This window comes from Mesorhizobium sp. M7A.F.Ca.US.005.03.2.1, from assembly GCF_003997795.1.
GTDB classification, from domain to species: domain Bacteria; phylum Pseudomonadota; class Alphaproteobacteria; order Rhizobiales; family Rhizobiaceae; genus Mesorhizobium; species Mesorhizobium ciceri.
Genome location: NZ_RZRP01000129.1, coordinates 1 through 10601, shown reverse-complemented (window position 1 = coordinate 10601; position 10601 = coordinate 1). Strand labels below are relative to the sequence as shown.

11 protein-coding genes and 3 pseudogenes are annotated in these 10601 nt (G+C 63.7%); 10 read left to right on the top strand and 4 right to left on the bottom strand.

The genetic code is table 11. The features are described from left to right. Nucleotides 1–64, bottom strand: a pseudogene (locus EN991_RS40830) (hypothetical protein); the annotation flags it as partial. Here EN991_RS40830 and EN991_RS10125 point away from each other — a divergent pair. The 8 genes and pseudogenes from EN991_RS10125 to EN991_RS10090 all read left to right on the top strand — a co-directional run. Continuing rightward, nucleotides 59–778: pseudogene (locus EN991_RS10125) on the top strand (cysteine--tRNA ligase); the annotation flags it as partial. The pseudogenes EN991_RS40830 and EN991_RS10125 sit on opposite strands and share 6 nt — an antisense overlap. Next, entirely contained in the window at nucleotides 775–1161 is a 387-nt protein-coding gene (locus EN991_RS10120) for a VOC family protein (protein WP_013532560.1), read from the top strand. The pseudogene EN991_RS10125 and the gene EN991_RS10120, both read left to right, overlap by 4 nt. A 6-nt stretch (nucleotides 1162–1167) precedes the next feature. After that, nucleotides 1168–1659, top strand: coding sequence for a GFA family protein (locus EN991_RS10115; protein ID WP_013532559.1), 492 nt, complete (start codon nucleotides 1168–1170; stop codon nucleotides 1657–1659). Continuing rightward, nucleotides 1656–2132, top strand: coding sequence for a GFA family protein (locus EN991_RS10110; RefSeq protein ID WP_013532558.1), 477 nt, complete (start codon nucleotides 1656–1658; stop codon nucleotides 2130–2132). Before EN991_RS10115 ends, EN991_RS10110 begins: the two co-directional genes overlap by 4 nt. Further along, nucleotides 2129–3085 carry a prolyl aminopeptidase gene (gene pip / locus EN991_RS10105; RefSeq protein ID WP_127368678.1) on the top strand — a complete coding sequence of 319 codons (957 nt, stop codon included), beginning with the start codon at nucleotides 2129–2131 and terminating at the stop codon, nucleotides 3083–3085. Before EN991_RS10110 ends, pip begins: the two co-directional genes overlap by 4 nt. Beyond that, nucleotides 3082–4704: a citramalate synthase gene (gene cimA, locus EN991_RS10100; RefSeq protein ID WP_196815395.1), complete on the top strand. Its 1623-nt coding sequence runs from the start codon at nucleotides 3082–3084 to the stop codon at nucleotides 4702–4704. Before pip ends, cimA begins: the two co-directional genes overlap by 4 nt. 83 nt (nucleotides 4705–4787) lie before the next feature. Further along, a complete protein-coding gene (gene rarD / locus EN991_RS10095; RefSeq protein ID WP_127368677.1) occupies nucleotides 4788–5714 on the top strand; it encodes an EamA family transporter RarD in 927 nt (308 codons plus the stop codon). Between the two features lie 9 nt (nucleotides 5715–5723). Continuing rightward, a complete protein-coding gene (locus EN991_RS10090) occupies nucleotides 5724–6410 on the top strand; it encodes a glutathione S-transferase family protein (protein WP_127368676.1) in 687 nt (228 codons plus the stop codon). Nucleotides 6411–6426: 16 nt separating this feature from the next. Here EN991_RS10090 and EN991_RS10085 read toward each other — a convergent pair whose 3' ends face one another. Next, nucleotides 6427–7425: a transporter gene (locus tag EN991_RS10085; protein WP_164753979.1), complete on the bottom strand. Its 999-nt coding sequence runs from the start codon at nucleotides 7423–7425 to the stop codon at nucleotides 6427–6429. Between the two features lie 174 nt (nucleotides 7426–7599). Then, nucleotides 7600–7890 carry a muconolactone Delta-isomerase family protein gene (locus EN991_RS10080; RefSeq protein WP_013532552.1) on the bottom strand — a complete coding sequence of 97 codons (291 nt, stop codon included), beginning with the start codon at nucleotides 7888–7890 and terminating at the stop codon, nucleotides 7600–7602. Between the two features lie 109 nt (nucleotides 7891–7999). Between EN991_RS10080 and EN991_RS10075 the strand changes: the two genes are divergently transcribed. After that, entirely contained in the window at nucleotides 8000–8908 is a 909-nt protein-coding gene (locus EN991_RS10075; RefSeq protein ID WP_127368675.1) for a LysR substrate-binding domain-containing protein, read from the top strand. A 106-nt stretch (nucleotides 8909–9014) separates the two neighbouring features. Here EN991_RS10075 and EN991_RS10070 read toward each other — a convergent pair whose 3' ends face one another. After that, complete coding sequence (locus EN991_RS10070; protein ID WP_013532550.1) at nucleotides 9015–9626, bottom strand: TIGR00730 family Rossman fold protein; 612 nt, start codon at nucleotides 9624–9626, stop codon at nucleotides 9015–9017. Nucleotides 9627–9751: 125 nt separating this feature from the next. Here EN991_RS10070 and EN991_RS10065 point away from each other — a divergent pair. Beyond that, a pseudogene (locus EN991_RS10065) lies at nucleotides 9752–10601 on the top strand (peptigoglycan-binding protein LysM); the annotation flags it as partial.

Below are 10601 nucleotides of genomic sequence, written 5' to 3'. Positions count from 1 at the left end.
CATGGGCGCAACGCGACTGGGCGATCTCGTTTTCATGGTGCGGGAAGATCAGGTCGAGGCCGCCTATCTCGGCGAGGTCTTCGACATCCATGGCGGCGGCCTCGACCTGATCTTCCCGCACCATGAAAACGAGATCGCCCAGTCGCGTTGCGCCCATGGCACCGAAATGATGGCCAACATCTGGATGCACAACGGCTTCCTGCAGGTCGAAGGGCAGAAAATGTCGAAGAGCCTCGGCAACTTCTACTCGATCAACGAACTCCTGGAGACCGAGACCTTCGGCGGCCGCAAATGGCCGGGCGAGGTGCTGCGGCTGGCGATGCTGATGACGCATTATCGCGAGCCGATCGACTTTTCCGTGCGCAAGCTGGAAGAGGCCGAGAACACCCTGCGAAAATGGAAGCGGGGGGCCGACCTCGCGCCGACGGCGGCGGGACAGGTGCCCGTGGAGATCATCGACGCCTTGTCGGACGATCTCGCCACCTATGCCACCTTCCAGATCCTGACCCAGTTGGCCGGCGAGGCAGTGGACGGCAACGATGCCGCTGCATCGCTGAAGGCGTCGCTGCTGTTCCTCGGCTTCGACGTCGCGTCGGCGAAGGTTGATGAAGGCCACGTCGCCAAGGCCATCGCCAAGCGTCTCGCGTTCATCGCCGCCAAGAACTGGGCCGAAGCCGACCGCATCCGCGACGACCTGCTGGCCCAAGGGATACAGTTGAAGGACGGCAAGGATCCGGTCACAGGCGAACGCATCACCACCTGGGAGGTAAAAAGATGATCGATCATCTCGGCATCAACGTTGCCGATTTCGACGCTTCGAAGGCTTTCTATGACAAGGCGATGGCGCCGCTTGGTGCCGCGCTGTTGTATATGGTGCCGCTGGAGTACACCGGCGGTAAAAAGGTCGGTGGCTACGGTCGCGATCGGCCGGTATTCTGGCTGCAGGAAGGCAAGGATGGTCAGAAGGCCCATCAGCACGTCGCCTTCACCGCGCGCAGCCGCGCCGAGGTCGAAGCCTTCTATGCTGCGGCGCTTGCCGCCGGCGGCAAGGACAATGGCGGGCCGGGCCTGCGCCCGCACTATCACCCGGACTACTATGGCGCCTTCGTCCTCGATCCCGACGGCAACAACGTCGAGGCCGTCTGCCATGCGCCGGAGTGATCAGCGATGAGCCTCGACAACCGACCGATCTACACCGGCGGCTGCCAGTGCGGCGCGGTGCGCTTTCGCGTTGAAGGCGCTTTGGGCGACGCTTCGGTCTGCCATTGCCGCATGTGCCAGAAGGCGTTCGGCGCGTTCTACGCGCCGCTGGTTTCGGTGCGTGGCGCCAGGCTCGACTGGACGCGCGGCGAGCCGAAATACTTCCGTTCGTCCAACCATGTCGATCGCGGTTTTTGCGCCGATTGCGGCACGCCGCTGACCTTCACCGCGCCGGACGGGGTTGGCCTCGCCATCGGTGCGTTCGACAATCCAGCGGAGATCGTGCCGCTGATTCAATGGGGGATCGAGGCAAAGCTGCCCTATGTCGACTCGATCCCGCAACTGCCGGGCGAGGACACCATGGCCGACATGTCGTCGGCCTCCTATCTGGCCGATCTCGTTTCCTACCAGCACCCCGACCACGACACCGAACAATGGCCGCCAAAGGAAAGATCATGACCGATCAGGTAAGAACCGGCGGCTGCCAGTGTGGCGCCGTGCGCTTCCGCGTTCATGGAGCGCTCGGCCGTCCGTCCATCTGCCATTGCCGCATGTGCCAGAAGCAGTTCGGCTCGTTCTTCGGCGCGCTGGTCACGGTGCCCAGAGATGGCGTCGAATGGACCCATGAAGAGCCGAGTTACTTCCAGTCGTCGGTCAACATCGATCGTGGTTTCTGCGCCCGCTGCGGCACGCCGCTGACATATCGGCAGCCCGGCGGGCTGGAAATCGCGATCGGTGCCTTCGACGACCGTTCGGACCTGGCACCGCAGATCCAGGTCAACTATGCCGCGCGGTTGCCCTGGGTGGAGACGATCTTCGATCAGCCCGTCCACCAGGATCCTGATTATTACAACAGGCAGGAATCCATCATCTCCTTCCAGCACCCAGACCATGAAACGCCGGACTGGCCGACCAAAGGTTTACAACTATGAGCAGTCAATTGCGTACGCTTTATCCCGAGATCGAGGCGTTCGATTCCGGCATGCTCGATGTCGGCGACGGCCACCAGGTCTACTGGGAGCGTTCCGGCACCAAAGGCGCCAAGCCGGCGGTGTTCCTGCATGGCGGGCCGGGCGGCACCATTTCGCCAAAACACCGGCGGCTGTTCGACCCGAAGCTCTACGATGTCATCCTGTTCGACCAGCGTGGCTGCGGAAAATCGACGCCCAACGCCTCGCTCGAAGCCAATACGACATGGCACCTGGTCGCCGACATCGAACGGCTGCGCGAAATGGCCGGCTTCGACAAATGGCTGGTGTTCGGCGGCTCCTGGGGGTCGACGCTTGCGCTCGCCTACGCCGAGACCCATCCAGAACGCGTCAGCGAACTGGTGGTGCGCGGCATCTACACGCTGACGCGTGCGGAACTGGAATGGTACTATCAGTTCGGCGTCTCGGAAATGTTCCCGGACAAATGGGAGCGCTTCCTGGCGCCGATCCCGGAGGCCGAGCGCAGCGACATGATGGCCGCCTATCGCAAGCGGCTGGTCGGCACGGATCGAAAGGCGCAGATCGAGGCGGCCCGCGCCTGGAGCCTGTGGGAAGGCGAAACGATCACGCTGTTGCCGGAGCTTGAGACAAGCGGTCCGTTTGGGCAGGACGACTATGCCGTCGCGTTCGCCCGCATCGAGAACCACTATTTCGTCCATGCCGGCTGGCTGGAAGAGGGACAATTGCTGCGCGACGCGCACAGGCTGAGCGACATCCCCGGCACCATCGTCCATGGCCGCTACGACATGCCATGCCCGGCGCGCTATGCCTGGGCGCTGCACAAGGCCTGGCCAAAGGCGGATTTCCATCTGATCGAGGGCGCCGGCCATGCTTATTCGGAGCCGGGTATCCTCGACCGGCTGATCCGCGCGACGGACAAGTTTGCAGGCAAATGACCATGACCCGCGAGCGCCTCTATCTCTTCGACACCACGTTGCGCGATGGCCAGCAGACGCCGGGCATCGACTTTTCCGTCGAGGACAAGATCGCCATCGCAAAACTGCTTGACGCTTTTGGCCTCGACTATGTCGAAGGCGGCTATCCCGGCGCCAACCCGACCGACACCGCCTTCTTCCAGGAGAAGCGCACGGAGCGCGCCAAATTCGTCGCCTTCGGCATGACCAAGCGGGCAGGGGTGTCGGCGTCCAACGATCCCGGCCTAGCGTCTCTTGTGCAATCGAAATCGGATGCCATCTGCTTCGTCGCCAAGAGCTGGGACTACCACGTCCGTGTCGCGCTCGGCTGCACCAATGAGGAGAACCTCGACGCCATCAAGGCCTCCGTCGAGGCGGCGATCGCCGCCGGCAAGGAGGCATTGGTCGACTGCGAGCATTTCTTCGATGGCATCAAGGCCAATCCCGACTACGCGCTGGCCTGCGCCAGGACCGCCTATGATGCCGGGGCGCGCTGGGTGGTGCTGTGCGACACCAATGGCGGCACGCAGCCATCGGAAGTCCGCGCCATCGTCGAGAAGGTTATTTCGTCGGGTATTTCAGGCGATCATCTCGGTATCCATGCCCATGACGACACCGGCCAGGCCGTGGCGAATTCCCTCGCCGCTGTCGAGGCTGGCGTGCGCCAGATCCAGGGCACGCTCAACGGCATCGGGGAGCGCTGCGGCAACGCCAATTTGATCTCGATCGTGCCGACGCTGGCGCTAAAGCCGGCCTTCGCCGATCGTTTCGAAACTGGCATTTCGGCTGAGGCGCTGACAGGCATTTCCAGGTTGTCGCGCGCATTTGACGAACTCCTGAACCGAGCGCCAGAGGCGCAAGCGCCCTATGTCGGCGCTTCCGCCTTCGCCACCAAGGCGGGTATCCACGCATCCGCACTGGCCAAGGAGCCGGCGACCTATGAGCACGTCCCCCCCGAAACCGTCGGCAACCGCCGCCGTGTCATGGTCTCGGACCAGGGCGGCAAGGCCAATTTCCTCGCCGAGCTGAGGCGACGCGGCATCGAGGTGCCGAAGGACGATCACCGGCTCGACGCGCTGATATCCGTGGTCAAGGAGCGCGAGGCCGAGGGCTATGCCTATGAAGGCGCCGATGCCAGCTTCGAACTCCTCGCCCGCAAGATGCTGCACGGCCTGCCGGAATTCTTCAACGTCACCTCGTTCCGCTGCATGGTCGAGCGCCGCTTCGACGCCAACGGCCAGTTGAAGACGGTCTCCGAAGCGATCGTCAAGGTGGTGGTCGATGGCGAGGAGAAGATGTCGGTGGCCGAAGGGCATGGCCCGGTCAACGCGCTCGACATCGCGCTGCGCAAGGACCTCGGCAAATTCCAGGGCGAGATCGCCGACATGGAGCTGGCCGACTTCAAGGTGCGTATCCTCAATGGCGGTACCGAGGCGATCACCCGCGTTCTGATCGAATCGCATGACGGCACCGGCGCACGCTGGTGGACGGTGGGAGTTTCCGAGAACATCATAGACGCCTCGTTCCAGGCGCTGATGGATTCCATCGTCTACAAGCTGATGAAGAACCGCGAGATGGCCGGACTGGTGGCCGCCGAATAGGGTTGAACCATCAGCGAAAGTCCATTGATCCATCAGAACTTTGCGATGGTCTTGCCAAGGTGACTGGGCCATAGCGTTGGCCCATGGCCACTGAAGCAATTACCCTGGATGCAGAGTCCAAGGCCCGGCGCGGCTTTCTGCTGGCGCTCGGCGCCTATCTGCTATGGGGATTGCTGCCCTTCTACATGAAGGCGGTCGCTCATCTGCCGCTCGCGGAAGTCATTGCCCATCGCATCGTCTGGTCGGTGCCGATCGCCGCCGCCGTTCTGATCTGGGCCGGCCGCACGGCGGATTTCAAGGCGGCGCTGCGTTCGCCACGCACCATCGCCATGGCCGCGCTGACGGCGGCGCTGATCTCGGTCAACTGGGGCATCTATGTCTGGGCGATCGCGGTCGACCGCACCGTCGAAACCGCGCTCGGCTACTACATCAATCCCCTGGTCAGCGTCGTTGTCGGCGCGCTGCTGCTCGGCGAGCGGCTCGACCGGCTGCAGATCGCGGCGGTGGTGCTGGCGGCCGTCGCCGTCGCCGTGCTGACCATCGAAGGCGGCAAGCTGCCCTGGGTGTCGCTGGCACTGGCGTTTTCCTTCGCCGCCTACGGCTTCTTCCGCAAGACGCTGCCGATCGGCCCGAGCCAGGGATTTTTGCTCGAAGTCCTTCTGCTGTCGGTGCCGGCACTTGGCTACATCGTCTATCTCATCGCGACCGGACAGGACCACATCGTATCCAACAGTGGCACGGATACGGCGTTGCTGATCGGCTGCGGTCCAGTCACATCGGTGCCGTTGTTGCTGTTCGCCTTCGGCGCCAAGCTGCTGCGGCTGTCAACCATCGGCATCATGCAATATATCGCGCCGACCATGGTGTTCCTGATCGCCGTTCTGATCTTCGACGAGCCTTTCGGCACCATCCAGGCCATCGCCTTTGCGCTGATCTGGGCGGCTTTGGCAGTCTATTCCTGGTCGATGTTGACGACAGCGCGACGCGCCGCGCCGCAGCCCGTACGGTAAGGGGGTTCGATGTACCTGCTGCATATCGCCAACAAAAATTATTCCTCATGGTCGCTGCGGCCCTGGGTGCTGATGCGCGCGCTGTATATCCCATTCGAGGAGCGGCTGACGCCATTCCCGACCGGATCGAGCTGGGATCTGTACCGTTCCTTCTCACCGAGCGGCCGCGTGCCGTGCCTGGTCGACGACGGCTGGGCGGTCTGGGATTCGCTGGCCATCGTCGAATATCTGGCAGAACGCCACCATGGCGTGTGGCCCGTCGAAGCCAAGGCGCGCGCCTGGGCGCGCTCGGCCGCCGCCGAGATGCATTCGAGCTTCACCGCATTGCGCAGCGCCTGTCCGATGAGTTGCGGCGTGCGGGTAGAGCCGTTTCCGATGTCCGATGCGCTGAAGCAGGACCTCTTTCGCCTCGGCGACCTCTGGAATGATGGTCTTGCTCGTTTCGGCGGGCCATTTCTGGCGGGCGCTCATTTCACCGCAGTAGATGCTTTCTTTGCCCCGGTGGCGTTCCGCGCACAGTCTTATGGGCTCTCCTTCGAGGGTGCGGCTGCAGCGTATCCGGCGCAGTTGCTTGCTCTGCCGGCGATGCGCGAATGGCATGCGGCTGGGCTTGCCGAGACCTGGCGCGAGCCCGATCACGAAGCGGAAGTGGCCGCCGCCGGCACCATCATCGAGGATCTTCGCGCCACTGCGTGAAAGCTGCCGGCGGGTGCTACATCTGTCCGAGCCGCCTGACAAAGAGATAGGTCGCACCCGCGATCACCATGGACACAGCCGTCACCACCCAAAAGCCCATTGGCGTGTCGACCAGCGGCAGGCCCCCAACGTTCATGCCGAACAGGCCTGAGATGATGGTCATCGGCAACAGCACCGCCGTCATCACCGACAGGACGTACAGCAGCCGGTTCGACTGCGTCGTCAGCTTTGCCATAAGCTCGTCCTGCAATAGCCGGGCGCGCGCCTGCAACTGCTCGCCGTCATAGTGCAGCGTCTGCGCCCGGTGTGAAAGGCGCGCGGCCATGTCGTTGATGCTGTCTGGCAGGTCGTTGCGGTGCGAATGATCAAGGTGACGGAACAGATTGGTCAGCGTCGCCATCTGCCTGTGGATCACCACCAGATGCCGGCGCGCGTCGACCAGGGATTGCCGTTCATTGTGCCATGCGTCGCAGACGATACGGTCTTCGATGCCGTCGAGACTGTCGCCGAGTGCCGCAAGTTCCGCCACCATGCCATCGAACGACTGGCCGACGACAGCCTCGATCAACTCGGCTGGCGAGCGGAACTTGCGCGATCCATTCTCGATCGCCTTGCGGATGTTGTCGACCGATTGCAGCGGTTGCTTGCGGGCGCCGACCAGCATCGTGTCATTGAGCGCGAAGCGGAAATGGCCAAGCCCGCCCGCTTCCGCCGAATAGTCATGGCGCAGGTCCGGCAGATCGCCATAGAGCCAGTCGTCCTCAAGGTCGATGTGGCAGCCATGGCTGGCGGATAGGAAAGCTTCACGCACGGGTGCCGGCAAAGCCCGATCGGCGCCGATTTCGTGGCGGGCCCGCATGTCGGAAAGCTGGTAGCTGCGCCATGTCCAGTGCGCGGCGGCGGCGTCCCTGGTTCGCACGCCCTCAGCGGTGAAGTGATAGATGAAGAACAATCCGTGCTCGTCGGGCAGGTAGGGCGACAGGTCGGTGCCTTCCGGGGCGAGAGAGATGTCCATGGGCGGTGCCAGATACATGTTCCGAAGATGGCGCCGCACGGCGGCTGCCTGATACTGATTCCTAGCACGCGCGAAGCCGGTTTCGTGTGACGGTTTCTTGACAGCCGATCACAGTCTGTCGATCCCCCGTGTCAATCCGGGGGTGACGCCTTCGTCACCCCCGGATGTGCCCTGTCAGTGCTTCGGGCCGAAGCCGGGGTAGGGCTTGAGGGGCACGATTGCGGCAATGTCCATCATGCCGGCCTTGACCAACGGCAAGGTGGCGAGGTGGCCGCGAACCTCAGCATCATCAGCAGCCTCGAGCATCATGCCGCTGCCCGGGATATCGCCTCGGTTCCACACCTGACGTACCGCCCCTTCGGCGTAGAGCGTGCGCCGCTGTTCGGCTTCGCCGGGCAGAAGCGGAGCGAAATCGGCATCGGTAAATTTTTCGGTGTTGCGAGCGAGAAGGGCAAAGAACTGCATGGCAGTCTCCTTTGGTTGGATGGCCGATTATCGCTTTTGGCTGGTCAGACAGTCTAAGACTGATTAGGCTAAAGTTGAGACCCAGAGGGACTTGAGCCTTGGAGGAGAAATGTTCGACCTGCGCCAGCTCCGCTATTTCGTCACGGTCGCCGAAACCGGAAATGTCGGGCGCGCAGCCGAAATGCTGCATATTTCCCAATCGCCACTCAGCCGGCAGATCATCCAGCTCGAGGAGCAGTTGGGTGTTTCCCTCTTTGAGAGGTCGAAGCAGCGGGTCCATCTCAACGCCGAGGGCCGCGCCTTCCTCACCGAGGCCCGCGCGCTGCTGTCCAATGCGCGACGTGTGGAGGAGTTCGGCCGCAACCTGGCCAGCGGCGCCGTCGGCCGGCTCGCCATCGGCTATGTCGAAGGGGCCGTTCATGCCGGGCTTGTCGCCGGGATGCTGCGCCAGTTCCGTCGCGACCGGCCGGATTTCCACCTGCAGCTGAGAAGCCTGCGTTCGGCGGCGCAGTTGGAAGGGCTACGGCAGCGGTCGCTGGATCTGGGCTTTGTCTACTCGTCGCCACCCGATGATGATCCGGATGTCGCCGCCATGGCGCTGCGGCATGAGCCGCTGGTGCTGGCGATCCCCGAAGATGACCCACTCGTTGAAGTGCCAGAGATCGGGCCTCACCATCTTGACGGTCGCACCTGGATCACCGTCGTGCGCCAGCCGGACGACACCAATCGCGGCCAGTTCCTTGCCGCCTGCGCCAAAGCCGGCTTTTTGCCCGACATCGCCTATGAGACGGCGGACCCGCTGACCTCGCTCGGCCTTGTCAGCGCGGGTCTCGGCTTGGCGACGGTGCAAGCCAGCCTGCGTGCCGCCGCGCCGCCGCGGATCGTGTTTCGCGACCTGCCGTGGTTCGACCGCACGGTTTCACTCCATCTCGCCTGGCGGCGTCATGACCGGCGCGCGGTGATTGCCGATTTGCGGCAGGCTGCGGCGGAAGAGGGGAGTAGGGCAGTAGGGCAGTAGGGCAGTAGGGCAGTAGGGCAGTAGGGCAGTAGGGCAGTAGGGCAGAGACCTCCAGGCAATTCACTTGTTGTCACATATTGCCCTACTGCCCTACTGCCTTATTCCCCTACATCTTATCGATCACCGACTGCACGCCCTCGGTCGGGGCGTCGACGGACGATCCGGCTACCATGATGGCGGCGACGATCGCTTCGGGGTCGTCGACGACCAGCGGCTTGACCCGCTGCGCGGTGTGGATGAAGCCTTCGGCGGCCATGTGATCGAGCAGCGCCAGCATCGGATCCCAAAATCCTTTGACATTGGCGAAGACGATCGGCTTGCGATGATGGCCAAGTTGTCCCCAGGTCATGATCTCGACGATCTCCTCGACCGTGCCGATGCCGCCCGGCAGTGCCACAAAGGCGTCGGATTTCTCGAACATCTTGTGCTTGCGCTCGTGCATGTTGTCGGTGATCAAGAGTTCATCGAGCCGGTCAAGCGCTGTTTCGCTCGCCTCCTTGTTGATCAGGAAGCGCGGAATGATGCCCGTCACCTTGCCGCCGGCCTTGAGCGCGCCTTCGGCGACAGCGCCCATGATGCCTTTGGTGCCGCCGCCATAGACCAGCCGCAATCCCGCTTTGGCAATTGAGCGCCCGAGCAGGTGTCCGGCCTTGATATAGATTTCATCGCGGCCCGGAGACGAGCCGCAATAGACGCAGACGGATCGAATCGTGTTCATGTCGATGATTGGTGATTGGGTCTGAAAGCGCGGTCAAGCCCCAAGGGTTAACGGCCTGGGCTTTTTCTTGTCGGTATTGCTAAAACAGGCTAGACCGGCGTTAGGTGGCTAAGGGGTAGGGAAATATGGCAATTAATCCACTGAAGGCGTTCCTGTTCGCGGCGGGTGGGACCGTTGCGGCCGCGGGAACCGCCTATGTAGCGGGCGCACTCGACCCGTATCTCAATCCCACGCCGCCGGCGCAAGTGGCGGCGCAGACGCCGCCCGCAGCGGCAAAATCGGCCGATCCCGGCACCGAAGCGCGGCTGCCCGCCGCTGAAGTCCCGGCGGCTCCCGCCGCAGTGCCCCAGGCAACGGCACCCGCCGCACCGGCCGCGGACGCGGCGGCGCCTGCTGCGACCGGTCCGGTCGCACCGTCCTTCGATGTCGTGCGCGTCGAAAGCAATGGCTCGATTGTCGTCGCCGGCAATGCGGCGCCCAACGCCAAGGTCGAAATCCTCAATGGCTCGACGGTGCTTGGCTCGACGGTCGCTGGTCCCGATGGCGCCTTCGTTATCATTCTCGATGATCCGCTGAAGCCCGGCGATTATACGATCGCGCTGCGCGCGACCACCGGTGACGTCGTAACGCCCTCGGTGCAGACCGCCGTCGTTTCGGTTCCCAAGGATGCGGCCGGCCAGGTGCTGGCCATGGTCGAGGAGCCGGGCAAGCCGGCCGAATTGCTGACCGTTCCCGCACCCGAGACAAAGCCGGCTGCTCCGGCCGCCGCGCCGGCTGCTCCCACAGCCGAAGCCCCCGCAACCGCTCCGGCGCCAGCCGCCCCAGCGCCAGCCGTGGTCGACGCGACACCGGCTCCTGCAGCGCCGGCGACGCCGCCCGCTGCAGGCGTGACCGAGCCCAAGATCGTCGTCGAGGCGGTCGAGATCGACGGCAGCAAGATCTTTGTCGCCGGCCTCGCCGATGCCGGCCGCAAGG

Bases quoted from the DNA above. Each gene is read 5' to 3' on its own strand.
- pip (WP_127368678.1), top strand. From the start codon at position 2,129: ATGAGCAGTCAATTGCGTACGCTTTATCCCGAGATCGAGGCGTTCGAT.
- EN991_RS10110 (WP_013532558.1), top strand. From the start codon at position 1,656: ATGACCGATCAGGTAAGAACCGGCGGCTGCCAGTGTGGCGCCGTGCGC.
- EN991_RS10080 (WP_013532552.1), bottom strand. From the start codon at position 7,890: ATGCAGTTCTTTGCCCTTCTCGCTCGCAACACCGAAAAATTTACCGAT.
- EN991_RS10115 (WP_013532559.1), top strand. From the start codon at position 1,168: ATGAGCCTCGACAACCGACCGATCTACACCGGCGGCTGCCAGTGCGGC.
- EN991_RS10120 (WP_013532560.1), top strand. From the start codon at position 775: ATGATCGATCATCTCGGCATCAACGTTGCCGATTTCGACGCTTCGAAG.
- EN991_RS10090 (WP_127368676.1), top strand. From the start codon at position 5,724: ATGTACCTGCTGCATATCGCCAACAAAAATTATTCCTCATGGTCGCTG.
- EN991_RS10070 (WP_013532550.1), bottom strand. From the start codon at position 9,626: ATGAACACGATTCGATCCGTCTGCGTCTATTGCGGCTCGTCTCCGGGC.
- EN991_RS10075 (WP_127368675.1), top strand. From the start codon at position 8,000: ATGTTCGACCTGCGCCAGCTCCGCTATTTCGTCACGGTCGCCGAAACC.
- cimA (WP_196815395.1), top strand. From the start codon at position 3,082: ATGACCATGACCCGCGAGCGCCTCTATCTCTTCGACACCACGTTGCGC.
- EN991_RS10085 (WP_164753979.1), bottom strand. From the start codon at position 7,425: ATGGACATCTCTCTCGCCCCGGAAGGCACCGACCTGTCGCCCTACCTG.
- rarD (WP_127368677.1), top strand. From the start codon at position 4,788: ATGGCCACTGAAGCAATTACCCTGGATGCAGAGTCCAAGGCCCGGCGC.